Annotated in this window: 23 protein-coding genes and 1 pseudogene; 18 read left to right on the top strand and 6 right to left on the bottom strand. The window is 59.5% G+C overall.

The features are described 5' to 3' along the window. Positions 1–43: 43 nt before the first annotated feature. Positions 44–289: pseudogene (locus HMPREF2860_RS11285) on the top strand (alkane 1-monooxygenase); the annotation flags it as partial. 46 nt (positions 290–335) lie between these two features. Here HMPREF2860_RS11285 and HMPREF2860_RS09150 read toward each other — a convergent pair. After that, positions 336–725, bottom strand: a complete 390-nt coding sequence (locus HMPREF2860_RS09150; RefSeq protein ID WP_005290994.1) for a heavy metal-responsive transcriptional regulator — start codon at positions 723–725, stop codon at positions 336–338. A gap of 98 nt (positions 726–823) precedes the next feature. On the opposite strand from HMPREF2860_RS09150, the gene merA reads away from it, so the two are divergent. The 3 genes from merA (at position 824) to HMPREF2860_RS09135 (ending at position 3177) form a co-directional block, all read left to right on the top strand. Continuing rightward, entirely contained in the window at positions 824–2248 is a 1425-nt protein-coding gene (gene merA / locus HMPREF2860_RS09145) for a mercury(II) reductase (RefSeq protein WP_038626127.1), read from the top strand. Further along, on the top strand, positions 2245–2595 hold the full coding sequence (locus tag HMPREF2860_RS09140) for a hypothetical protein (protein ID WP_038629112.1): 351 nt from the start codon (positions 2245–2247) through the stop codon (positions 2593–2595). The genes merA and HMPREF2860_RS09140 overlap by 4 nt, the downstream gene beginning before the upstream one ends. A 192-nt stretch (positions 2596–2787) precedes the next feature. Next, positions 2788–3177 (top strand): peptide chain release factor I, encoded by a 390-nt coding sequence (locus tag HMPREF2860_RS09135; protein ID WP_038626129.1) that lies wholly within the window; start codon positions 2788–2790, stop codon positions 3175–3177. A gap of 3 nt (positions 3178–3180) precedes the next feature. Here HMPREF2860_RS09135 and ychF read toward each other — a convergent pair whose 3' ends face one another. After that, positions 3181–4260, bottom strand: a complete 1080-nt coding sequence (gene ychF, locus HMPREF2860_RS09130; RefSeq protein WP_070628936.1) for a redox-regulated ATPase YchF — start codon at positions 4258–4260, stop codon at positions 3181–3183. 94 nt (positions 4261–4354) lie between these two features. Here ychF and HMPREF2860_RS09125 point away from each other — a divergent pair, with 94 nt between their 5' ends. The 4 genes from HMPREF2860_RS09125 (at position 4355) to HMPREF2860_RS09110 (ending at position 8834) form a co-directional block, all read left to right on the top strand. Beyond that, positions 4355–5905, top strand: coding sequence for an AI-2E family transporter (locus HMPREF2860_RS09125; protein ID WP_038626131.1), 1551 nt, complete (start codon positions 4355–4357; stop codon positions 5903–5905). 79 nt (positions 5906–5984) lie between these two features. Continuing rightward, positions 5985–7139, top strand: a complete 1155-nt coding sequence (locus HMPREF2860_RS09120; RefSeq protein WP_049181634.1) for a DUF6542 domain-containing protein — start codon at positions 5985–5987, stop codon at positions 7137–7139. 107 nt (positions 7140–7246) lie between these two features. Further along, positions 7247–8482 carry an exodeoxyribonuclease VII large subunit gene (gene xseA, locus HMPREF2860_RS09115; RefSeq protein ID WP_049181635.1) on the top strand — a complete coding sequence of 412 codons (1236 nt, stop codon included), beginning with the start codon at positions 7247–7249 and terminating at the stop codon, positions 8480–8482. Positions 8483–8543: 61 nt separating this feature from the next. Then, positions 8544–8834 carry an exodeoxyribonuclease VII small subunit gene (locus HMPREF2860_RS09110; RefSeq protein WP_049181637.1) on the top strand — a complete coding sequence of 97 codons (291 nt, stop codon included), beginning with the start codon at positions 8544–8546 and terminating at the stop codon, positions 8832–8834. A gap of 118 nt (positions 8835–8952) precedes the next feature. On the opposite strand, the gene HMPREF2860_RS09105 is transcribed toward HMPREF2860_RS09110, so the two are convergent. Then, entirely contained in the window at positions 8953–9582 is a 630-nt protein-coding gene (locus tag HMPREF2860_RS09105) for a DUF4245 domain-containing protein (RefSeq protein ID WP_083309521.1), read from the bottom strand. A gap of 371 nt (positions 9583–9953) precedes the next feature. On the opposite strand from HMPREF2860_RS09105, the gene glpX reads away from it, so the two are divergent. From glpX to HMPREF2860_RS09085, 4 genes are all read left to right on the top strand, one after another. Continuing rightward, positions 9954–10979, top strand: coding sequence for a class II fructose-bisphosphatase (glpX, locus tag HMPREF2860_RS09100; protein ID WP_048733837.1), 1026 nt, complete (start codon positions 9954–9956; stop codon positions 10977–10979). A 160-nt stretch (positions 10980–11139) separates the two neighbouring features. Beyond that, positions 11140–12540: a class II fumarate hydratase gene (locus HMPREF2860_RS09095; RefSeq protein WP_048733835.1), complete on the top strand. Its 1401-nt coding sequence runs from the start codon at positions 11140–11142 to the stop codon at positions 12538–12540. 330 nt (positions 12541–12870) lie between these two features. Further along, a complete protein-coding gene (locus HMPREF2860_RS09090) occupies positions 12871–13470 on the top strand; it encodes a TetR/AcrR family transcriptional regulator (protein WP_236658591.1) in 600 nt (199 codons plus the stop codon). After that, a complete protein-coding gene (locus HMPREF2860_RS09085; RefSeq protein WP_070628831.1) occupies positions 13460–15058 on the top strand; it encodes an MDR family MFS transporter in 1599 nt (532 codons plus the stop codon). The genes HMPREF2860_RS09090 and HMPREF2860_RS09085 overlap by 11 nt, the downstream gene beginning before the upstream one ends. Before the next feature lie 30 nt (positions 15059–15088). Here the strand turns inward: HMPREF2860_RS09085 and HMPREF2860_RS09080 are convergent, their stop codons facing one another. After that, positions 15089–15721, bottom strand: a complete 633-nt coding sequence (locus HMPREF2860_RS09080) for a GNAT family N-acetyltransferase (RefSeq protein WP_038626150.1) — start codon at positions 15719–15721, stop codon at positions 15089–15091. A gap of 64 nt (positions 15722–15785) precedes the next feature. Next, positions 15786–16538, bottom strand: coding sequence for a type 2 periplasmic-binding domain-containing protein (locus HMPREF2860_RS09075; protein ID WP_049181647.1), 753 nt, complete (start codon positions 16536–16538; stop codon positions 15786–15788). Positions 16539–16578: 40 nt separating this feature from the next. On the opposite strand from HMPREF2860_RS09075, the gene HMPREF2860_RS09070 reads away from it, so the two are divergent. The 5 genes from HMPREF2860_RS09070 to metS all read left to right on the top strand — a co-directional run bounded on the left by HMPREF2860_RS09070 (position 16579) and on the right by metS (position 21664). Then, positions 16579–16971 (top strand): DUF5997 family protein, encoded by a 393-nt coding sequence (locus HMPREF2860_RS09070; RefSeq protein WP_070628935.1) that lies wholly within the window; start codon positions 16579–16581, stop codon positions 16969–16971. Positions 16972–17004: 33 nt separating this feature from the next. Continuing rightward, positions 17005–17778 (top strand): alpha/beta fold hydrolase, encoded by a 774-nt coding sequence (locus HMPREF2860_RS09065; RefSeq protein WP_049181651.1) that lies wholly within the window; start codon positions 17005–17007, stop codon positions 17776–17778. 635 nt (positions 17779–18413) lie between these two features. Next, a complete protein-coding gene (locus HMPREF2860_RS09060) occupies positions 18414–19586 on the top strand; it encodes an acyl-CoA dehydrogenase family protein (RefSeq protein WP_038626156.1) in 1173 nt (390 codons plus the stop codon). 294 nt (positions 19587–19880) lie between these two features. Beyond that, positions 19881–21491 (top strand): sodium-dependent transporter, encoded by a 1611-nt coding sequence (locus HMPREF2860_RS09055; protein WP_070628830.1) that lies wholly within the window; start codon positions 19881–19883, stop codon positions 21489–21491. Between the two features lie 5 nt (positions 21492–21496). Next, a complete protein-coding gene (metS, locus tag HMPREF2860_RS09050; protein WP_038626160.1) occupies positions 21497–21664 on the top strand; it encodes a methionine/alanine import NSS transporter subunit MetS in 168 nt (55 codons plus the stop codon). A 42-nt stretch (positions 21665–21706) separates the two neighbouring features. Here the strand turns inward: metS and HMPREF2860_RS09045 are convergent, their stop codons facing one another. Further along, a complete protein-coding gene (locus HMPREF2860_RS09045) occupies positions 21707–22465 on the bottom strand; it encodes an enoyl-CoA hydratase-related protein (protein WP_070628829.1) in 759 nt (252 codons plus the stop codon). Between the two features lie 80 nt (positions 22466–22545). Here HMPREF2860_RS09045 and HMPREF2860_RS09040 point away from each other — a divergent pair, with 80 nt between their 5' ends. Beyond that, entirely contained in the window at positions 22546–23103 is a 558-nt protein-coding gene (locus tag HMPREF2860_RS09040) for a GNAT family N-acetyltransferase (RefSeq protein WP_070560106.1), read from the top strand. Positions 23104–23219 lie beyond the last annotated feature (116 nt).

The raw sequence follows: 23219 nt of genomic DNA, 5'->3' as shown, positions 1-23219 counted from the left end.
AGTTACTCCCTCTCGTTAACACCATCAAAAGGAGTGTTATCCAATGAAAGCGTTCGGCTTCTTAAGCTTCGGGCATTACGCCTTCGGCAGCTAGTGCGGGCCATCTGCGGAAAAGATCGCCAAGACTCGTCTGGAGATCACCCAGGCTGCGGACGAAATCGGCGTGAACAACGCGTCCTTCCGAGTCCACCACTTCGCGCTGCAGGCCTCCGCCCCGATGCCGCTGCTGTGTGCTATCGCGGCCACCACCAAAATCATCGAGGTGGGCACCGGCGGCATCGACCTGCGCTAGCGCATATCGGGGTTGTAGCGTTTGAGTCATTGAGTCCCGCCGTCTACAAGTACCTACACACTTGATCGGTGCTGCACGTTTCAGGATCCGGGTGCGCGGCGTCCTGGCTAAGGTCCGCGATAGTGTCGCGCAGCACGGAGAGCTGCGCGATCTGCTGCTCGATCTCAGCGAGGCGCACGTCAAGCAGGTCGCGCACGTGCTCGCAGGGCGCATGGCCGCCGTCGCGGATGTCGAGGATCTGGCGGATCTGGGCGAGGGTGAGGCCCGCGGCCTGGCCGCGGTGGATGAAGTCGATCCGAGCGACCGTCTCGGGCGCGTAGTCGCGGTATCCGGACGGCGTGCGCTCGGTCGGGGGCAGAAGGCCCTGTTCCTCGTAGAAGCGAAGGGTCTTCGCGGTAGTGCCCGCCCTCTCGGCGAGTTCTCCGATCCACATTACTGTCTCCTTCCGTGGCCGCGCTTGACCTTCCCCTGCACTGGAAGGTCCAGTATGGCTGAGACAGAGCAGAAAGCCAAGAGTTGACAGGAGCAGCGATGCCTACGAAGTACGATCTCGCCATCATCGGATCGGGAGGCGGCGCGTTCGCCGCTGCGATCCGCGCCAGCACGCTCGGGAAGTCAGTGGTGATGATCGAGCGCGGGACGCTCGGCGGCACCTGCGTGAACACGGGCTGCGTCCCGTCGAAGGCGCTCATTGCCGCGGCCGGCGCGCGGCACGTCGCGGTCGACGCCGCAACCCGGTTCCCCGGAATCGCTACGACGGCGGATCCCGTCGACATGCCCGCGCTGATCGCTGGGAAGCAAGCGTTGGTGGAGTCGCTGCGCGGCGAGAAGTACGCCGACGTCGCCGACTCCTACGGCTGGCAGGTCCTCCGCGGCGACGCCTCGTTCGTGGGCACCCCTGATGCGCCGGTTCTCGATGTTGCCGGATCCGACGGAAGCGTCGAGACCATCGAGGCCCACCACTACCTAGTCGCGACTGGTTCTCGCCCGTGGGCACCGCCGATCGACGGCCTGGAGGAGACCGGGTACCTGACCTCGACCACGGCGATGGAGCTGACGGAGGTCCCCGAGTCGCTGCTGGTGCTCGGCGGCGGCTACGTCGCCCTGGAGCAGACGCAGCTGTTCGTCCGCCTCGGCTCCCAGGTCACCGTGCTGGTGCGGTCCCGGCTCGCGTCGAAGGAGGAGCCGGAGGTGTCCCGGACACTGCAGGAGGTGTTCGCCGACGAGGGCATCCGGGTGGTCCGCCGCGCGGTGCCGACCCGGGTGTCCCGGGACGCGGCGACCGGGCAGGTCGTGGTTACCGCGGACGTGTCCGGCGGCTCGCAGGAGTTCCGCGCCGACCAGGTGCTCGTCGCCCTCGGACGCCGTCCCGTCACCGACGGCTTGAACCTCGATGCGGTCGGGGTGAAGACCGGGGACTCCGGCGAGGTGGTCGTCTCCGACCATCTGCAGTCGTCGAACCCGCGGATCTGGGCCGCGGGCGACGTGACCGGGCACCCGGAGTTCGTCTACGTCGCGGCCCACCACGGCACCCTCGTCGCCGAGAACGCGTTCGCCGACGCCGACCGGTCCGTCGACTACTCCCATCTGCCGCGGGTGACGTTCACCGGACCGGCGATCGGCGCGGTCGGGATGACCGAGAAGGAGGTCGTCGCCGCGGGGATCCGCTGCGACTGCCGCGTGCTGCCCCTGGAGTATGTGCCCCGGGCGGTGATCAACCGCGACACCCGCGGGTTCATCAAGATCGTCGTGAACGCCGATACGAGCGAGATCCTCGGCCTCACCGCCGTCGCCAAGGACGCCGGGGAGCTCGCCGCCGCAGGCGTCCACGTACTCGGCAGGACCGTCGCCGAGGTCGCCAACGCCTGGGCCCCCTACCTGACCATGGCCGAGGGCATCCGGATCGCCGCGAAGGCCTTCACCACCGACCCGTCGCTGCTGTCGTGCTGCGCATGAACGGCAACGCAGGCAATCGGGGAGATCTCATCCAGAAGCAGACGATGAGCGCCGATCAGGACCGCGACGAATGGCGCGCCGGTCCCGTCGTCGCTGCAGTGACCGGGCTGCTCCTACTGGCATGCTGCGCGCTTCCGTCGCTGCTCTGCTGCGGCCTGCCGTTCATCGCGGCGGGCGGAGCACTCGCAGGCGTCGGTGGGCTCCTCGGTAATCCCTGGATCATCGGTGCCGGGACCGCCGTCGTGATGGCCGTCATGGCGGGGATGCTCGTCAGGCTACGGCGGCGGCACCGGCGCTGCAGGTCCGGCTGCTGCGAAAATCCTTCGACCGCTGATCGGAACCGGTAGTTCGAGCGGATCCAGCGATCACTGCCACCTGCGGAGGCCGCTGAAATCGAAGCCCGACGGGAGAAGGAGGAGCAAAAAGCGTTCGAATCAACCGGTGACGAGGATAATACTGAGGCTGGATCCCGGCCGTCGCGACGCGGTCTCCGCTTCCGCCGAGACGAGAAAGGGTTGTGGGCACCTAGGCTGGGCGGCATGAACGACATGACCATAGCGCCCGGCCCGGGGATCCCCGACGGTGCGGTCATCGCCGCCGATCTCGCGGAGCGTTTCGCGAAATCGTCGACTCCGGGCGGCCAGGGCGTCAACACGACGGACGGCAAAGTCCAGCTTTCCATCGATGTCGCCGAATGCGCATCGCTTACCGACGCCCAGCGTCACCGTATCTCGCGCAACCTCGAGCACCGCCTAGACGGCTCCGTCTTTACCGTGACTGCGTCGACTCAGCGGTCTGTGTTTCGCTCCTGGTCCTCTCGCTTGCACCTGCGACACAGCCTCGTGCCCCCGGGCCGTAGCGTTCGGGGGAGCACAATAGCCCCAGTCCTCATCACGTCCCGGGATCAAAGAGTTCATCGCAGAGGTTAAGCACTACACGTTGAACTTGAACTCGACCACATCACCGTCGTGCATGATGTAGTCCTTGCCCTCCTGGCGGACCTTGCCCTTGGCCTTCGCTTCAGCGATTGAGCCGGCCTCAACCAAGTCGTTGAAGGACACAATTTCGGCCTTAATGAAGCCACGCTCAAAGTCAGTGTGAATCACACCGGCAGCCTGCGGAGCCGTAGCGCCCTTGCGAATAGTCCACGCACGAGCTTCCTGCTCACCAGCAGTCAGGTAAGTCTGCAGCCCCAGCGTGCGGAAACCAGCGCGAGCAAGCGAATGCAGGCCCGGCTCAGTCTGACCAATTTCGGCCAGCAGCTCATTGCGGGATTCCTCATCCAGCTCCAGCAGGTCCGACTCAGCCTTCGCATCGAGGAATACACAGTCCGCCGGTTCCACAGCAGCGGCCAAATCCGCGCGGCGGTCCTCGTCGGCAAGCACTTCCTCGTCAGCATTGAAGACGTAGAGGAACGGCTTTGCGGTAAGCAAGTGCAGCTCGCGCAGAGCGGAGAGCTTCACATCATCAGAAGCAGCGAAGAGAGTGCGCCCCTCTTCCAGCACGGCAAGAGCCTGCTTGACGGCTTCAACCTCGCCGACCTTTTCCTTATCCTTCTTGGCTTCCTTCTCCAGACGCGGCAGCGCCTTCTCAATAGTCTGGATATCAGCCAGAATCAGCTCGGTTTCAATCACACCGATGTCAGAGGCCGGGTCGACCTTGCCGTCGACATGCACGACATCATCATCGTTGAAGACACGGACGACCTGACAGATAGCGTCAGCCTCGCGGATGTTGGCGAGGAACTTGTTACCAAGACCTTCGCCCTCCGATGCACCCTTGACGATGCCGGCGATGTCCACAAACGACACCGTAGCCGGAAGAATACGCTCGGAGCCGTAAATTTCGGCGAGCTTATTCAAACGTGGATCGGGAAGCTCCACAACGCCGACGTTCGGCTCGATGGTGGCGAACGGATAATTCGCAGCCAGCACATCGTTGCGCGTCAAGGCGTTAAACAGGGTTGACTTTCCGACATTGGGCAGACCGACGATTCCAAGTGTAAGACTCACATTGCCCATCTTACGGGCTTGGGGAGACAGATTTGAACTCGCCCTAACTTCGTGAAGTTGCCCCCTATCCCCTGCGAACCCCCATAATGAATATGTGAGCAATAAACCCAATGAAGGCGAAGAGTGGACTGCGCAGTCCGAAAAAGACGCTATCGATCACGTAATGGGATCAGAGCCTCTGCGTGTAGAACAGTCTCTGTCTATCCCCTCCGACGCCCATAAGTCAGCGGTAACGCAACCGGATTTGCCGGAAGATGCTGAGAATCTCGATGAGCTTATGAGCGAAAATGACTCCGAGTCCATCGACCGCGCCGATGTCATTGGCGAGGGCGCCCGGTGGTTCGCAGGTTGGTGCCTGCGTTTCCTCATCACCGCAGCGGCGCTGTACGTCAGCGCTATGATTCTGGGAAAGATTTGGGCTGGCGTTCTGCCGATTCTGTTGGCCCTGATTGTCTCCACGGTGCTGGCTCCGCCCGCAGTGTTCCTGATGAAGCACCGCTGGCCCCGCGCGCTCTCCGCACTGACGGTCATCCTAGGCGCGCTGGCGGTGCTTGGCGGCGTTGTCGCGGTCCTCGCACCGACTGTGCAGTCGCAGTTCCCAGAATTGCGTCGCCAGTTCACCGACGGCATCCAAGAAGTCCAGAACATCATTCAGGCCCCACCATTTAACGTCAAGGATGAGCAGATTCTCGATGCTCTGGACCAGGGGTCCACATGGCTTCAGGAGCGCTCCGGCGATATCGCCAACACAGTCTTCCAAGGCATATCGGTGGTCTCCTCGGTCGCCGTAACCTTGATGGCAATGCTGGTTCTGACGTTCTTCTTCATCAAGGACGGCCAGGACTTCCTGCCATGGCTCCGCCGCCTGACCGGACGTCGCCTCGGCTGGCATCTCACGGAGGTACTCACCCGCTCCTGGAACACGCTGTCGGGCTACATCCGCACGCAGGCTATCGTTTCGCTTATCGACGCGGTCTTCATCGGTGCTGGTCTTGCGATTTTGAATGTGCCGCTGGCAATGGTTCTGGCCGTGGTGACTTTCTTCGCTGGCTTCATTCCTATTGTCGGTGCTTTCACCGCTGGCTTCATTGCAGTGGTAGTCGCACTTGTTGCCAACGGCCTGACCACAGCAATCTTTGTCTTGCTCATCATCATTGCCGTCCAGCAGATTGAGGGCAATATCCTCTCCCCGATTCTGCAGTCCAAGGCTATGGACCTGCACGCCGCAATCGTCCTGCTGGTGGTTCTGCTCGGTGGCGGTATCTTCGGCATCATCGGCGCCTTCCTGGCGGTGCCAGTCACTGCAGTCGTCGCGGTCTGGTTCCGCTACCTCGGCGACCTCACAGATTTGCGTACGGGTGACAAGACCGCAAAGGATATCGAGTTCGCCACGGATGCCGGATCGATCTCCGGCATTCAGATTGAAGCTGCCGGCCGTGCGATGCGCGACCGACTGGCTTCGTTCCGCCTGGGCAGTGACGACTCCGACAGCTCTGCAGAGAGCGCCGTGAAGGCAGATGCTCGCACCGCCGGTAAGGTTTCCCCCGATGCTGGTCCGACCAAGCAGGAAGAGGGAACGATGACCAAGGCCTTCCATAAAGTCTCTGAAGTGGTCTCCGGGTCTTTCTCTAAGAAAAAGAAGTAAGGCGAAATTTTAAGACACGGGCGAGCCCACATACCGGGCTTGCCCGTATTATCACTAATAACCGGTAGGATACGCATTCGTGTCGAACAGATCAGCAATAACCCGTAAAGGCAGTGGAAACAAACCCCTGCTTCCACGCGTGCCAATGTTTGTGCCGCCGTTGCTGATGCTTCTAGCTGGCGTTATTGGTTTGCTCTTTTCTGTTCCCAACGGTTCGATTGGCAAGCCCTACTTCATTGCTTTTGCCGTGGCTGCTGTGGCCGGAACACTGTTGGTGGTTCCTCGCGGTCTGGTAGTTACCGTCGCTCAAATCCCCATTTTGTTCGCGCTTGTCACCTTTTTCACAGCGTGGTTTACCGGTTCTCTCGCCGATCCTGAAAATGGTGGCGCGACCGCGACAACCTCTAAACGCGCTCGCCTGGTGACCTCGGCATATCCCATCATCCAGCAGTTCCCGTGGCTGCTGGTCTTGATGATTATCTGTGTCATCATCGCAGTGTGGCGTTACCTCGAAATCACCCGCACCCAGGAGAAATCCCTCAACACCCAGCGCAAGGTCGCTAAACAACGCCAGCACCGTGACGAAGCCGCTGTCGAATCCAGCTCTCAGGTTCGCCGTCGTCTCGCCGAATCTGATCGCCGGGTCGCCTCTCGCACCCAGGAACGTCCTGCTTCACGACGTCCCGCTGCGGACATTATCCGAGATGCCGAAGCTCGCCGCCAGGCGCGCCAGCAAGCTGCACGCTCTCGGCAGGAGACTTCTCGTTCTGGTGCCCGACCTGCAGCGAACGCCAACTCGGCATCGCGCAACGCCGAGCAACTGCGTAAGCGACCAGTTGACCGTTCTGGGGAGCGTGCCCAGCAGCGCTCGAATTTCGCACAGCGGGCTCAGCAGCCAACCTCCCGTTGGCAGTCTCGCTCGCATCCGGGGCAGGCGCAGTTCACTCAGGATTCCACTTCGCCGAACTCGACTAGACAGCAGCCTCGTCGTCCGATTGAAAGGCCAAACGCACCGCAGCGGCCAACGCCAGAGTTTCCCCGTCGTCAAACTGAAGGAACGGCACGGATGTGGGGAGAACAGTCCTCGCCGGAGTCTCCGTCCGAAAAGTCTCAACAGAGCCCCGCACGCCAAGTGGGCAACCACCGCCGCACCGAGGAGTGGCCACCGCGACAGCAGCGCCCTCGCCAGGAGCGGATAACCGGCCGCGATAGCAGGTCTCGTTACCGCAAGTAACTCGGGCTTGCACTTTTACCGTCACAGTTGCCCACAGGCAAATTTAGCCTGTGGGCAACCTGCGTTTATTAGCAGGGCGATCCGCCCCATCGTGTAAGTGTTGATGTATGTCGAAATTGGAAACGTCGGCCGAGAAACCGGTTCAGGTTCGGCGCCTGAACCAGTTAGTCAAGGACTATATTGAGCGCCTTGGACAGATTTGGGTCGAGGGGGAAATCGCCCAGGTCAACTCCAAGCCGAGTTGGAAGCTCTCCTACATCACTCTGCGTGACACCTCCGCGGAGTTTTCGGTGTCGGTGACTTGTTCTACTGCGGCACTGCGTAATAATCCGTTGCGCAACGGCGACCGCGTAGTGGTTTTGGGCAAGCCTGCGTTTTATGCCGGGCGGGGGCAGTTTTCCCTGTGGGCTACGGAGTGGAGGCCCGTAGGTTTGGGGCAACTATTGGCACGGCTGGAACAGCTGCGCCAAGCGCTAGCGGCGGAAGGCCTTTTTGATCCACGGCTGAAACGCCCTCTGCCCTACCTCCCCAACAAGATCGGGTTGATTACCGGTCGCGGTTCGGCAGCTGAACGCGATGTGCTTTCGGTTGCGGGTGCCCGCTGGCCTGAGGTGGATTTCCGGGTAATCAACACAATTGTGCAGGGAGCCAAGGCTGTTCCGGAGATTATTGAGGCTCTGGCACAGCTCGACGCCGACCCGGAGGTCGACGTCATCATCGTCGCCCGTGGCGGTGGCAGTGTCGAAGATTTGCTGCCTTTTTCAGATGAGGCGCTGATTCGTGCGGTGAGTAAGGCGACAACACCGGTGGTTTCTGCGATCGGACACGAGCCGGATACTCCACTGTTGGATTATGTCGCTGACTTACGTGCTGCCACACCGACGGATGCAGCAAAGAAAACAGTGCCCGATGCTGCTGAGGAACGCCGCCTAATTGCACAGCTGCGTGAACGCACCTCGGCATCCCTGCGGCGATGGGTTGACCGTGAAGTAGCTACTCTGCGGGATTTGACGTCGCGGCCGGTACTGCGCGATCCGCTCACTCCCATCCGCGTGCGTGAAGAGTTTGTCACAGCGCAGGTCGATCGGCTGCGTTTTCTCATCCACCGCAGTCTGGAACGCGAGGAAGCAGTGGTATCGGGATTGCGCGGCAAGGTTTCAGCACTTGGCCCCTCTGCCACACTCGCTCGCGGCTATGCCATCGTGCAGGCACAATCGGCTACTCAGCCAGAACCACAGATTGTGACCTCTATTGCAGATGCTCCGATGGGTTCCCAACTGCGAATTCGCGTCAGTGACGGCTCCATCTCTGCAGCAACGCTCGCTACGAAGCCGGCGAATTAATAAGCACTGACTTTTCCAACCTTGAAGCTTTAATTACTAGATGTGAAGGACGTATTCGCTAATGAATGACAATGTTTTCGGCGCGGGTCAGGCTCCCTCTTCGGAGGAACAGGTACCGGTGGAGAACCTGAGCTACGAGCAGGCGCGAGATGCGCTGGTTGAGACCGTCAAGCTCCTAGAACTCGGACAGATGAGCCTGGATGAATCCCTGGCGCTGTGGGAGCGAGGCGAGGCGCTGGCCCGCCGCTGCGAGGAACATTTAGCTGGCGCACGGGCAAAAGTTGAAGCCGCCTTGGCCAGCAAGAATCAGGATGCCGCGGCTTCGGCCGAGAATGCGGGCGGTGAGGAATAAAAAGAGACGAGAAACGATCGTCAGTGCACGTCGTTTCTCATCTCGTGGCCGATAGTTGAGTTCAGCTATTTTATCGCGCTAGTTGGAATTATCGACCCAGGCGACCTCTCAACTCAGCTTACTTTGCTGGTGCCGACGGCGTCTCGGACGCAGTCTGCTGCGGCTGTGACGGATCCGGCATTGTCGCGTCCGGATCGATTGGCTCGGCCTTCTGCAAAGCCGCCGCCAACTGTGTGAACTCCTCGTCGTTGGCAGTGCCCTCGATAATTGCGCGGGAGTCACCGAGGTTCCCAACCCATACGCGACGCACGTTGTCCTCAGCCGGCACATACTTAGTCCAGGTTGTACCTTCCACGTCAGTGGTACCGTCGCGGAGACGATTCTTACCGTCATCCGGCAGCTGACCTGCTTCCGCATCTGTTTGCGTGACCTGGGCGAATGCTCCGCTAGCGGTGACATAGCCAATAATGGTCGTCTGCTTCCCCGCCGCCATACCCGCGCGGGTCGAGTTTGAAGTCCAGCCCTCAGGCACCTTCGGCAGGCGAACTGGATAGTCCACGCGCCGAGCCTCCATGTTCACGAATGGGGCGGCATCGACCTCGCGCACCGGACCGTTTTCCGGCTTCCCGGGGTTAAAACTGCACAGGCCGGTAAAGCCGATGGTGACAGCCACCGCAAGAAACATCACCACGAGGGTGAGAATCATGTCTCGACTGTCCTGCAAAATCCTAGGTTTCTCATTCGCCACGCGCTCAAGTATGCCAAAGGCCCCGCAGCGAACCTAGTCATCAGTCGCATCCGCACAGCTGCGGCTAGCAATACTTGATGACGAGCGCTGTCGACGTCGTCAAGCGAACTGACGCCGGAACAAACTCTTGATACCCGCGTGATGTGGGGGTTTAGCCCTGAAGCTCCCCCCACTTTGGCGCTGCGTCCACCCCCGAACACCAAAAAGGTGGAACACTAGTAACAGATGCAATGGCGCTCAAAAGGTCGCGCCAAACATCGATTAATAGAAATTGTTGCAGCGCTAAGCCCCGGTTTCCCGGCGTGGCGTCTCCCAGCACATTCTCAAACCTCAAAAGAGTTCCTAGAAAACGACGGAAGGGCCAGAAGTCAATGAACGCCTCGAATCCTGAAGCACCAGATCGCAACCTTGCGATGGAGCTCGTCCGAGTTACTGAGTCCGCTGCACTGGCAGCTGGTCAGTGGGTCGGTCGTGGTCAGAAGGAAAAGGGCGACGGCGCTGCCGTCGATGCCATGCGTCAGCTCATCAACACCGTGGCTATGAACGGTGTCGTTGTTATTGGCGAGGGCGAAAAGGACGAAGCCCCGATGCTGTTCAACGGCGAAAAGGTCGGCAACGGCCAAGGCCCGGCCGTCGACATCGCGGTTGACCCGATTGACGGCACGACTCTGATGGCTGAGGGCCGCCCGAACTCCATCGCTGTTCTTGCCGCTGCAGACCGCGGTTCCATGTACGACCCATCGGCTGTGTTCTACATGGACAAGATTGCTGTTGGCCCGGAGGCTGCCGGCAAGATTGACATCGAGGCTCCGGTTGAGCACAACATTAAGGCCGTCGCTAAGGCCAAGGGTCTGCGTCCGGAAGATGTCACCGTTGTCGTGCTGGATCGCCCGCGCCACGCTGACATGATTCGTGACATCCGCGAGGCTGGCGCCAAGGTTCGCCTCATCGGCGACGGTGACGTTGCCGGCGCTGTTGCCGCAGCGCAGGACACGAACTCCGTCGATATCATGATGGGCGTCGGCGGCACCCCAGAAGGTGTCATCACCGCATGCGCCATGAAGTGTATGGGCGGCGAGATCCAGGGCAAACTGCACCCGCGCGATGAGGCTGAAATTAAGAAGGCTCTCGACGCTGGACACGATCTTTCTCGTGTTCTGACCACCGATGACCTGGTTGCATCCGACAACTGCTACTTCGTTGCCACCGGTGTCACCAACGGCGACATGCTGCGCGGCGTCGCTTACCGCGGTAACGGTGCATGGACCCGCTCGCTGGTTATGCGCTCCAAGTCCGGCACCATTCGCCGCATCGAGGCTTTCCACTCTCTGGAGAAGCTGCGTAAGTACGCCACCATCGACTACGGCTCCGGTGAGATGCCGAACATCGATCTGTAGGTAACTACCCCTTTAGTGGTGCCCTCAGGGCACCACTTTTTTATCAATCTGATTCATACTTGAAGGCGAATGCGCTAGCGGCTCTGCATCGCATGAAAATGACATGCGAAATCGGCCGTTGTGCACGCACTCAAGTTCCCCTAACTGAAAGAGGCAACGAATGACAGAGCAGCAGTTCCGCATCGAGCACGACACTATGGGCGAGGTCAAGGTTCCGGTTAACGCACTGTGGCGCGCACAGACTCAGCGTGCAGTTGAGAACTTCCCGATTTCCGGCCGTCCGCTGGAGTCTGCACAGATTCGCGCTATGGGTCTGCTGAAGGCAGCTTGCGCCATCGTCAACAAGGACCGCGGCCTGCTGTCTGCTGAGCAGGCAGATGCCATCGTCGCCGCTGCCAAGGAAATTGCTGAAGGCAAGCACGATGCTGAGTTCCCGATTGATGTCTTCCAGACCGGTTCGGGCACTTCCTCCAACATGAACACCAACGAAGTCATTGCATCCATCGCAAAGGCCAACGGCGTTGAGGTTCACCCGAATGACCACGTCAATATGGGCCAGTCTTCCAACGACACCTTCCCAACTGCTACTCACGTCGCAGCAACCGAGGCAGCTGTCAAGGACCTCATCCCGGGCCTGAAGGTTCTGCAGGAGTCCCTGGCTAAGAAGGCCAAGGAGTGGGAGACCGTTGTTAAGTCCGGCCGCACCCACCTGATGGATGCTGTCCCGGTGACCCTGGGTCAAGAGTTCTCCGGTTACGCTCGCCAAATTGAGGCTGGCATTGAGCGCATCGAGGCCACCCTGCCGCGTCTGGGCGAGCTGCCAATTGGTGGTACAGCTGTTGGCACTGGCCTGAACACCCCGGCGGACTTCGGCGCCAAGGTCACCGCTGAGCTCGTCGAGCTGACCGGCATCAAGGAGCTGCGCGAGGCTCAGAACCACTTCGAGGCTCAGGCTAACCGCGACGGCCTGGTTGAGTTCTCCGGCGCTATGCGCACCGTCGCAGTCTCCCTGAACAAGATCGCAAACGACATCCGCTGGATGGGCTCCGGCCCGCTGACCGGTCTTGCTGAGATTCACCTGCCGGACCTGCAGCCGGGTTCCTCCATCATGCCGGGCAAGGTCAACCCGGTTCTGTGTGAGACCGCTACCCAGGTCGCAGCGCAGGTTCTGGGCAACGACACCGCTGTTGAGTTCGCGGGCGCTAACGGCGCATTCGAGCTGAACGTCTTCATCCCGGTCATGGCACGTAACGTGCTGGAGTCCGCTAAGCTGCTGGCGAACACCGCACGCGTCTTCGCCGAGAAGCTGGTTGACGGCATCGAGCCGAACGTTGAGCGCATGAAGACTCTGGCTGAGTCCTCCCCGTCGATTGTGACCCCGCTGAACTCCGCCATCGGCTACGAGAACGCAGCTAAGGTCGCTAAGACCGCTCTGAAGGAAGGTAAGACCATCCGTCAGACTGTTATCGACATGGGCTTCGTCGACGGCGAGAAGCTGACCGAGGAAGAGCTGGACAAGCGCCTCGACGTGCTGGCAATGGCCAACACTGATCGTGACTAGTTCTTTTCTGAGCTCAAAGGTGTGAATGCACCTTCCGTATAAGACCCCGGAGTCTCACTTCGTTGAGAGACTCCGGGGTCCTTTGTTTTGGTACTCTCCATTCGCAATGATCGGAGAGTGACTTCGTGTCCCCCATTCGACCCCTGCCATACCGCCGGGGATGCGCCCTGCGGCAAACTTTATGTTGATTAGTCAACTTGCCACCACATTGCACTCGGTGTAACTTTGCACCTTGTGCAGATTGATGAAAAAGCTTCTCCCAGATTGGACCCGGGCGAACGTCCCGAATGCAGTCTCCGGGAGCTCAAAAGGTTTCAAACACACTGCGCTTTGGCCGATGCCGCAACCACTCTTGTGTTGGATCGCGGATACGACCACGTCAACATCGAAGACATCTGCCAGCGGGTCAATATCAGTCGACGCACATTCTTCAATTACTTCGACTCCAAGGATCAATCCATCTTCGGCAACGGCATCATGTCATTCGATGCTGACGATGAAGAGACATTTCTCGCCCAAACCCATCAAGACCCCATCGCGGACATGCTCGATTTCATTGAGCAAAAGCAGCGATCCCAGCTACTCCGATATAAAGAGCTGGGGGCAACCGAGGAATTTCACCGCATGCTCAAGGAGCGTATCCGCGAGATTTTGCGCAATGAGCCAAAGCTCTCGACGGTTGTCATTTCCAATTTTGGCAGCTCAATGCGCCGCGTCCGGTCCGCATTTGAGCGCTATTTCGAGATGAATCCACAGTCGCGCACGCACCCCGAGCTGCCCGTCGAGCACGAGGTAGCCCTGTCAGTCGGTTTCGTCCGCGAATGCGTGCTCTACTCATCGGCTCATCGGGACGAATTCACAACAGACACACCGCTTCACGACGCCGCCGACGTCGTTAAAAATTTTTGGAGGAGGAATAGTGACAGCTAGCAACACCACTGCTCAAGGCCAAACCGACACCACGGTTTCTGGCAACAAGTCCCACTTGGGAATCATCTTCTTCGCGCTCATTCTCACTATGCTGATGAGCTCGCTGGGGCAGATGATTTTCGCCACCGCCCTGCCGACCATCGTCGGCGAGCTCGGCGGAGTTGACCACATGTCGTGGGTTATTTCTGCATTCCTGTTGGCACAGACTGTGGCAATGCCGATTGTCGGCAAGCTCGGTGACATGATTGGGCGCAAGGGCCTGTTCATGATGGGCATCGCTCTGTTCATAATCGGTTCCGTCATGGGTGCAGTCACCAGCTCCATGAGCCTGCTCATCGCCGCCCGCGCTTTTCAGGGATTTGCTGGCGGTACATTGATGGTTTCCTCACAGGCCATCCTGGCCGAGGTTATTCCCGCACGCCAGCGCGGTAAGTACATGGGCATCATGGGTGCTGTGTTCGGCCTGAGTTCCGTGCTGGGACCAGTACTGGGAGGCTGGTTCACCGACGGCCCAGGCTGGCGCTGGGGTCTGTGGATCAACGTCCCGATGGGCGTGGTTGCACTATCGGCAGCTGCGGCCTTCCTGAAGCTGCCCCGACGCCAGCGCGAAGGAAACTTCGACTACATCGGTACGACGTTCTTGACCGCTGCTGCCTCGACGCTAATTCTCACCACCACGTGGGGCGGTACACAGTACGACTGGAACTCTGGGGTCATCATCTCGCTTATCGGCGCCTCTGTCGTTTCCTGGGTGCTGTTCTTCCTCACCGAGACTCGCGTTTCCAACCCACTGATTCCGACGCACTTGTTTAATAACCGGAACTTCGTGCTCACGACTGTGTCGGGCCTCATTCTGGGTATCGCGATGTTCGGCACTATGGCCTATATTCCGACCTACCTGCAGATGGTGCACTCAATGTCACCGACCGCTGCAGGTTTGATGATGACACCGATGATGGTCGGCATGCTTCTGACCTCGATTGGCGTGGGCCAGATTGTTTCCCGGACTGGTAAATACCGCTTCTACCCCTTCGTCGGCCTGATGATTATGGCTGTCTCCCTCTACTTGCTGTCCACGCTGGAGACCACCACCCCACTGTGGCAGGTTGGTGTTTACCTGTTCATCATGGGCTTCGGCCTGGGAACCGGCATGCAGGTTCTGGTTCTCATCGTGCAGAACTCCTTCCCGGTCGCCATGGTCGGTACCGCTACCGCTGCGAATAACTTCTTCCGCCAGATTGGCGGTGCGGTCGGTTCCTCCATTGTGGGTTCGATTTTCATCCACCGGATGAAGGACCTGGCAGGCGAACGCGTTCCGGCGGCTGTCGAACAAATCAAGGCCGCATCACCGGAAGCTGCAGCGGAGTTCGCAAAGCAGATGGGCCCGGAGGGCTTTTCCTCTAAGTCGATTGGTTCACTAACGCCGCATGTACTGGATAGCATGCCGGCGCCAATCCATGAAGCGCTGATCTCCAGCTACAACGATGGTTTGACGCCGATTTTCTTGGTACTAACGCCAGTGATTATTCTGGCGGCAATCATTGCGTTCTTCGTTCGCGAGGATCCTTTGAAGGAAACCGTCGAGTAATTAATTCGCGGGAGCCACAGCTCCCGGCAGCTATGCCCCCACCTGGCCGTCGGCGCGATCGAGCTTGTCCAGAATCGGACGGTTCGGCTCACCGGCGGCTTCTGCTTCTTCCTGGACGCGCTTCAGCGCACGCTCCTCTGGCTTTTCCAGGAGCTTTTCCAAAATAATGACATCGCGCCACTGCCCCGCCATTGGGCCGTAGGTCATCTTTGCCATGTGGTGGTAAATCCCCACTTCTCGGAAGCCAAGCTTTCGATGCAGCTTTAGCGATCCCACATTCTCCGGAAAGACCCACGAGTGAATCGACCAGCAGCCGCGCTCCGTGGCATCGTCGATAAGCTTCTGCAGCAGCGTCGCCGCCAGCCCCATGCCCTGCCCGTCAGGGTGGACGTAGATGGAGTCTTCAATGACGCCATTGAAAATCGGGCGCTTGGACACTGGCGCGGCTGATGCCCATGCCAAAATCTTGTCTGGATTCTCCGCATCGACTGCGACATAACACAGGTCAACGCGCTTTAGAGCGATAAATTCGTCCCATTCGGGTGCCGAATGTTCCCACGATGCATGTCCTGTATCAAGGCCAATCTCATAGATTTCTTGGATCTGTGGATAGTCCTCTTCACGCATCATTCGGATCGTGAAATCGCGCTTCTTTTCAGCCATAACTACAAGTGTGGCTAATTTTTTCGCGCACGTCGAACGAAACGCCAAAAATATTGTAAAAAGATTACTTTCTCCTGCGTGGTCGCCCGCTTCCGCCACCGCTTCGACGTCCGCCACGGCCACTGCGCGCATGCTTTACGACGGCCCCAGCGCGCTGCCGACGGGCTTGCTTAGCAAGCGTCTTTTCTCGGGCCGACAACTTCTTTGGAGCTTCGTCAGCCTTCCTGCGCCCCAGCTGCGTGCGTGTCGATCCCTCCCGACGCCCCTGGACAATGCCGACGAACTCCTGCCGGAGCTCGTCGTCCTCTGCTTTCGGCCACACCAACCAAATAGCTGTTCGGGACAGCGGATCTGTGGCACCTTCCTCAGCCACCAAGTTCGATGAGGCCACCGCCTTCTTCGATAGCGCCTTCAAAATCGTGCGAGGCCCCACTACGACACCTGCACCAGTGGCTGCGACAGGCAGCATCTGTCGCAGCTCGTCCGCATCCACGGAGGTCAGCAGCACAGTTTCGTCCGCCAACAGCTCCTCCGGCACGGACTCTGTGAGGGAGAATACGTGTTCTTTTTCGTAGGCCACGCCCCAGGCTTCGTCGTAAAGCCGGATGCGATGGAGCGACTCGGGCAGCGAGCCTTCGGACTCTAACCGAACCAGCGCCATGTCAGCGGCACCGCCGACCAGGTCGGACATCGGATCGTCGGCGGCGTGGGTGTGCAGTGTTGCCGGAATCCGATCTCTAAAGCGGCGAAACCACTTCTCGGGACTGGTGCCGGTGGCGAACACGATGCGCAGGACGGCGGGTTCAGGAGTCGACATACTCCGCAAGGTTACTCGAATGGGTGCTAGCGTTGAACCCATGAAACCCCTAACCGCAGCCAAGAAACTTGGCATTTTCCTCCCGGCCACACCCGAGGAATTTCGCACTGGTGAGATTTCGCACGCGCAGTTTGCGGAACTGCAGTCCAATCCGCCGGAGTGGCTCGCTGAGCTACGCCGCAACGGACCGCACCCGCGCCCGGAAGTTGCCCGCAAGCTGGGCATTACTATCACGGCGTTGAAGAAGAATGACATGGACAAGCCGCTGACAACGGCGGAGATTAAGGATTTGCTCGAGCAGATGCCGGGGTGGCTGGAGGCCGCTCGTGAGTCCATGGCGAAGCAGCGCGCGGAAGCCGCTGAGGCAGAGTCCAAGAAGGACGACGGCCCTGGTCGGGCTGCCGCCGAAGCTGCTCGCAACGCCGAGAAATAGCAGACACAGCCGACGTCTTCAAGGAGGATCCTCGTGGCCATCGACTACACCGCACATGCAATCAACCACAAGGGCAACGGTACGGTTGTCCTGATTGGCTCGCTGGGCACCACACAGGGGATGTGGGAGCCACAGGTAGCCGCTTTGAGCGAAAAGTACCAGGTCATCACGCCAGATGTCCGTGGCCATGGCGAATCCCCTATCCCCGAGGGTGAGTGGGACATGAGCCACTTGGCCGCCGACATCATCGAGGTCCTCGACGAGGAGGATGTTGACCGCGCACATTTTGTGGGACTATCCCTCGGCGGCGCTATCGCCCAGACCATCGCACTAGAACATGCCGATCGCGTGGTCAGCCTGACGCTGTCGTCGACGGCGCCGAAATTCGGCACACCCGAGGCCTGGCAGGAAAAGGCCGAGCTCGTGCGCGACAAGGGCACGGTCGAGCTCGCAGACGCTGTCGTCCGCAACTGGTTTACCGACGAGTGCTTCGACACCACCCCTGAGCTCCCCGCCCGCTTCCGCGACATGATCGCAGATTGCCCCGATGACGGCTACATCGGCGCCTGCGGAGCACTGTCCCGCTTCGACACCCGCGAGCGCCTCGCCGAGATCACCGCTCCGACGCTGGTCATCGCCGGCAAGCAAGACACCTCTACATCACTCGACGTCGTCACTTCGCTTCACGACGGCATCGCGGGCTCGACCATGGTCGTCATTTCGCCGGCCAAGCACCTGCTTAACCAGGAGACCCCGGAGTACTACAACTCTGCTCTGCTGGCGCACATTGATGGGATTGCCGACTAGCGCCTAATCGCAGCAATAAAAAATAAAAAATGACGCGACCTGCTCGCTGTCCATTCCACAGGGACGGCGCACGGGTCGCGTCATTTTTTCGAGTGCAATTGGAGGTTGCTATGACTGCAGTGGAAGAAGCTCGGATAATCAAGGGAACCGGTCTCCACCTGATGCTCATACTAACGACCACCAGCACTAATGGGAATAAGAAAACGAGAATGTTTCGTTAATCACCCCCATGGCAACCATCTCTCACACACAACCCCCGCGCCCCAAAGTCCCAGCGGCCCGACTAGCAGACATGACAAAAATAGCCATCCACCTGGCTTTGTAGGTTAGCATTACCTAACATTGCCGACCGTCGGCGATAGCCCGAATTCAATAGCACCCCCCAACCGCAACGGGGGTAGTTTTCCGGGAAGGCTGGGCGCAATATCCGTCGTCAAGCGATTCCACATCACCAATCGGGAAAAAACTTTTAAAAAAACAAGTGTCTCTCATCACACTCATGCATAATGGGGTACAACAGTCATAGTCACTATGACGATGAACCGAGGCCATCGCGTTTATCTGCAGCGTTTATCTGCGACGTACGAAAAGGCCTTAAGACAAAAATTCCACGACAATATTTCTAGGAGCATGTCATGAAGGACTTTCTGCCCCGTACTCACTTCGAAGAAGAGCACAACATGTTCCGCGACATGGTTCGCGGCTTCGTCGAGAAGGAAATCACCCCGAACGTAGAGCGCTGGCACAAGGAAGGTCAGCCGGACCGCGAGGTCTTCAAGAAGGCCGGCGAGCTCGGTCTGATTGGTATGTCCACTCCGGAGGCATACGGCGGTGGCGGAGAGATGGACTTCCGCTACAACCAGGTCCTGAACGAGGAGCTTTCCAACGCTGACTGTGGCTCCATCGTCGTTTCCTTCGGCGTTCTCAACGACCTGGTCGCTCCGTACCTGGCTAAGTTCGGCAACGAAGAGCAGAAGCAGAAGTACCTGGCTTCCATGAACGCCGGCGACACCATCGGCTGCCTCGCCATGACCGAACCGGGCGCAGGTTCCGACCTGGCAGGTATGCGCACCTTCGCCAAGAAGGACGGCGACCACTACGTCCTCAACGGCACCAAGATCTTCATCTCCAACGGCATGATGGCCGACTTCGCTCTCGTCGCAGCTATCACCGACCCATCCAAGGGCCGCGCTGGTGTCTCCATGTTCATCGTCGACGCCGACCTCGAGGGCTTCACCAAGGCTGGCCCGCTACAGAAGGTCGGCCTGAAGGCTCAGGACACCGCTGAGCTCAACTTCGACAACGTCCGCGTTCCGGCTGAGAACCTGCTCGGCGAAGAGGGCGCTGCCTTCGGCTACCTGCGCACCAACCTCGCACACGAGCGCCTGACCCTGGCTTGCGGCTCTGTCGCAACTTCCCGCCGCGCTTGGACTCTGGCTTACAAGTACGCCCAGGAGCGCGAGGCATTCGGCCGCCCGATCATCCAGCACCAGGTCCACGGCCACTACCTGGCCGACATCGCTACCCGCGTCACCGCCCTGCAGGCTTTCGTTGACCAGGCTGTTATGGCTCACAACGCAGGCAAGCTGGACGAGACCGGCGCTTCCATGGCCAAGTACTGGACTACCGAGGAGCAGCAGGACATCGTTACCCGCTGCCTGCAGATGTTCGGTGGCTACGGCTTCATGCTCGAGTACCCGATTTCCACTCACTACCTCGACTCCAAGGTCCAGACCATTTACGGTGGCACCAACGAGATCATGAAGGAAATCATCTTCCGTCGCATCGCCAAGGGCGGCGCAGAGTAAATAGCGCACGTCGGCCTAGCTGATTCGACACAAACCCCGTCAGGTTTTCCTGGCGGGGTTTTGCATACCTCAAAGTGGATGGCTGGTGATTATTTACGAGGCTTGATTGGAGCTGCCCCCCCCTGTGCCACAGTCCTCACCAAAACCATTACCCCCTACAAAACTGAAACTATACAATGAGATACCTATCTCATATACTAAGATTCCATTAGGTAATGGTGATGCACTTCACCAATTTTCCCCTCGGCCACGCGGGGCGCGTGACCGAAGATGAAGGATTGGAGTTCCAGAGGTATGAGCACAACCAACTCGACCGCTACCCCTCAGCGAAGGGAGGTGTTTTCCACCCGAGCAGCCTTCATTTTCGCCGCCATCGGCTCGGCAGTCGGGCTCGGAAACATCTGGCGTTTCCCCTATGTCGCATACGACTCCGGCGGTGGCGCCTTCCTTATCCCCTACCTGGTCGCGCTTTTGACCGCAGGTATCCCACTACTCTTCCTCGACTTCGCCATCGGCCACCGCTTCCGCGGGTCAGCACCGAAGTCGATGCGTCGCATCAAGCCCTGGGCTGAACCAATTGGCTGGATTCAGGTCGGTATCGCCTTCTTCATTACCGTCTACTACGCCGTTATTATCGCGTGGTCCTTCATCTACGCCTGGAAGTCCATCCGCAAGAGCTGGGGTCCAAATGCCGAGACCCACTTCATGAAGGACTTCCTCCAAGCCGACACCGAAAGTGTCTTCTCGCTGGACTTCGTCCCATCAATCTCCATCGTCCTGCTGATTGTCTGGGTTCTCGTCATCGGCATTCTGGCCGCTGGCGTGGACAAGGGCATCGGTAAGGTCTCCATCATCTTCATCCCGCTGCTGACCGTTCTCTTCGTCGCAGTGGTCATCTACTCCCTGACTCTGGATGGCGCTGCACAGGGCTTGGACGCATTCTTCACTCCAGACTGGTCTGCACTCTCTGACTCCAGCGTGTGGATTGCCGCCTACGGCCAGATTTTCTTCTCCCTGTCCGTGGCCTTCGGCATTATGCTGACTTACGCCTCCTACCTGAAGCCACGCACTAACCTCACCGGCTCCGGTCTGGTCACCGCGTTCGCGAACTCTTCCTTCGAAGTTCTCGCCGGTATCGGTGTCTTCGCCACCCTGGGCTTCATGGCAACGCAGTCGGGCCAGGCTGTCGACGAGGTCGCAACCTCCGGTATCGGCCTTGCCTTTATCGCCTTCCCGACGGTCATCTCTGAGATGCCAAATTTCATCGGTTCGGTCTTCGGCCTGCTATTCTTCCTCTCCCTGGCAATCGCCGGTGTGACCTCCCTGATGTCGCTACTCGAGGTCGTCGTCTCCGCAGTCAAGGACAAGCTGAACCTCGGCCGCGTCCAGGCCACTCTCACCGTCGGTGGCTCCATGGCCGTCATCTCGCTGCTGGCCTTCCCGACCACCTCAGGTCTGGTAACCCTCGACATCGTCGATAAGTTCACCAACAACGTCGGTATCGTCCTGGTTGCGCTGCTGACCATCATCGCAATCGACTGGATCCTGCGCCGCACCAACGAATTCGCCATGCACCTCAACGCCGTGTCCTCGTTCAAGGTCGGCACCATGTGGCAAATCTTCGTCGGAAACATCACGCCGGTCATTCTCGCCGTCATCCTGTTCCAGGAGCTCATCGGACTTTTCCAGGAAAACTACGAAGGCTACTCCGACACCCAAATCGACATCTTTGGTTGGGGCGTCATCGGCGTGATTCTCATCGGCGCCCTGATTATGGCCATCCTGCCTTGGCGCGGCCAACACCGTCTCGACGGCCCTCCGGGCTCGGACTTCGGCGTGACGCCAGATTTCAAGCGGACCTCACGCCTGCCACGCAAGCACACTCCGGAAAATCAGGAGGTTTAAGCCAAATGTCCGGTATCGCAATTGTCATGATGGCACTGTTCATCATCGTCATCTGGGGCGGCCTGGCGGTCGCGCTGGTCAGCCTATCCAAGCACCCTGACGAGGTTTCCGGTGAGCTGGGAGATCACCCAGAACTCACCAGCGAAGTACTAGGAGCGCAGGAAGAGCAGTAGTTCTTCACTACTACCTCTCCCCAGCCACTCCAGGTATCTGACTTACTCACCTACGAAACGCGGTGGTCGCTTCTCCAAGAAAGCGGCCACCGCTTCCTTATGGTCGGCCGAGACCGCCAGGCGTGCCTGCGCATCCGCCTCCGCCGCCGCAGCGGCCAGAGTGTCCCGGCGCAGCAGAGCCTTAATCTCCTTCAGCGCGGCCGTCGGGCCCGCGGCAAACTGAGCTGCCAACTCACGTGCCCGAGCCGCTGGATCGTCTACCACTTCAGTAACCAGGCCGAGGCTCAGGGCCTCGTCGGCAAGCACCTTTTTATCGAAGAACAACAGCTCACGCGCCTTCGCGTCGCTGACCATGCGCGGCAGCAGCGCCGACATGCCACAGTCCGTGGCCAGGCCAATCGACGGGAACGCCGCTTTGAACGACGCCTTCGGGCCAGCGATACGGAAATCACAGTGCAGCGCCAGCGACCAACCGGCACCCGCCGCAGCACCTTCGATAGCGGCAATAACCGGAACGTTAATCGCGGTCAGCTCCGCAACCATCGGGTTGTACTCCTCGACAACCTTGCCCATGCCAGCGCCCGACTGCAGGTCAGAGATGTGCTCCTTCAAATCCTGGCCCGTGCAAAACGCCTTCGGCCCGCCGAGCAGGATAACAGCGCGCACGTCCGGCTCTTGCGCACGCTCAAAAGCGGCTTTTAGCTCCAACCGGAGATTCTTATCCAGGGAGTTGTATGCATCCGAGCGGTCGATGGTGATGGCTAGAATGCCGTCGGAAAAGTCTTGAGTAACGTTGCTCATAACCTCGCAGGTTATCGCAATCTCCCCCGCCTCGGACGCACTTTTGCACCAAATCACCCGCCGCGAGTAACAAGGGACACATGACACTTCCACGCCCCGCCACGCCTGACGACGTCCACGAGATCGTCGACCTCATCAAAGACCTGGCAGCCTACGAAAAAGAACCCGACGCCGTCCGACTGACCCCCGAGCGCCTGCGCGAACAGCTCTTCGGGGACAACCCCGCGATTTTCTGCCACGTCGTCGACTCCACATCCGGAAATTTGGACGATTGCGACGATAACGGCGCCGGTGTTAGTAGTGGCAGTGTTGTTAGTAGTGGCGGTGTTGGTGGCGGCCCTCGCCTCGACGGCATTGCACTGTGGTTCCTGAACTACTCCACCTGGGAAGGCACCCACGGCATCTACCTCGAAGACCTTTACGTCCGTCCTGAGTCGCGCGGCACTGGCAAGGGCAAGGCGCTGCTGCAAAACCTCGCGCGGATTGCCGTGGAACGCGGATACTCGCGGGTCGAATGGTGCGTCCTGAAATGGAACCAGCCCTCCATCGACTTCTACCGCTCCCTCGGTGCCTTCCCCATGGACGAATGGGAGACCTTCCGCCTCACCGGCGATGCCCTAAGCGACTTCGGGGCGTAGAAAGCGGAGATGCTGCTGTGCGGCGGTGTGAAGGTTCAGCTGCGCTGCGTTTGCAGGGTAATGCGGCAACAGAAAAGTCCGGATGTGGATAACTGCTAAACCGGCTGACTTATCCA

The sequence above is a fragment of the Corynebacterium sp. HMSC064E10 genome (genome assembly GCF_001812505.1).
In the GTDB taxonomy this organism is placed as follows: domain Bacteria; phylum Actinomycetota; class Actinomycetes; order Mycobacteriales; family Mycobacteriaceae; genus Corynebacterium; species Corynebacterium amycolatum.
This window is presented reverse-complemented; position numbering and strand designations above follow the sequence as displayed.

Bases quoted from the DNA above. Each gene is read 5' to 3' on its own strand.
- HMPREF2860_RS09150 (WP_005290994.1), bottom strand. From the start codon at position 725: ATGTGGATCGGAGAACTCGCCGAGAGGGCGGGCACTACCGCGAAGACC.
- merA (WP_038626127.1), top strand. From the start codon at position 824: ATGCCTACGAAGTACGATCTCGCCATCATCGGATCGGGAGGCGGCGCG.
- HMPREF2860_RS09140 (WP_038629112.1), top strand. From the start codon at position 2,245: ATGAACGGCAACGCAGGCAATCGGGGAGATCTCATCCAGAAGCAGACG.
- HMPREF2860_RS09135 (WP_038626129.1), top strand. From the start codon at position 2,788: ATGAACGACATGACCATAGCGCCCGGCCCGGGGATCCCCGACGGTGCG.
- xseA (WP_049181635.1), top strand. From the start codon at position 7,247: ATGTCGAAATTGGAAACGTCGGCCGAGAAACCGGTTCAGGTTCGGCGC.
- HMPREF2860_RS09110 (WP_049181637.1), top strand. From the start codon at position 8,544: ATGAATGACAATGTTTTCGGCGCGGGTCAGGCTCCCTCTTCGGAGGAA.
- glpX (WP_048733837.1), top strand. From the start codon at position 9,954: ATGAACGCCTCGAATCCTGAAGCACCAGATCGCAACCTTGCGATGGAG.
- HMPREF2860_RS09095 (WP_048733835.1), top strand. From the start codon at position 11,140: ATGACAGAGCAGCAGTTCCGCATCGAGCACGACACTATGGGCGAGGTC.
- HMPREF2860_RS09080 (WP_038626150.1), bottom strand. From the start codon at position 15,721: ATGGCTGAAAAGAAGCGCGATTTCACGATCCGAATGATGCGTGAAGAG.
- HMPREF2860_RS09075 (WP_049181647.1), bottom strand. From the start codon at position 16,538: ATGTCGACTCCTGAACCCGCCGTCCTGCGCATCGTGTTCGCCACCGGC.
- HMPREF2860_RS09070 (WP_070628935.1), top strand. From the start codon at position 16,579: ATGAAACCCCTAACCGCAGCCAAGAAACTTGGCATTTTCCTCCCGGCC.
- HMPREF2860_RS09060 (WP_038626156.1), top strand. From the start codon at position 18,414: ATGAAGGACTTTCTGCCCCGTACTCACTTCGAAGAAGAGCACAACATG.
- HMPREF2860_RS09055 (WP_070628830.1), top strand. From the start codon at position 19,881: ATGAGCACAACCAACTCGACCGCTACCCCTCAGCGAAGGGAGGTGTTT.
- metS (WP_038626160.1), top strand. From the start codon at position 21,497: ATGTCCGGTATCGCAATTGTCATGATGGCACTGTTCATCATCGTCATC.
- HMPREF2860_RS09045 (WP_070628829.1), bottom strand. From the start codon at position 22,465: ATGAGCAACGTTACTCAAGACTTTTCCGACGGCATTCTAGCCATCACC.
- HMPREF2860_RS09040 (WP_070560106.1), top strand. From the start codon at position 22,546: ATGACACTTCCACGCCCCGCCACGCCTGACGACGTCCACGAGATCGTC.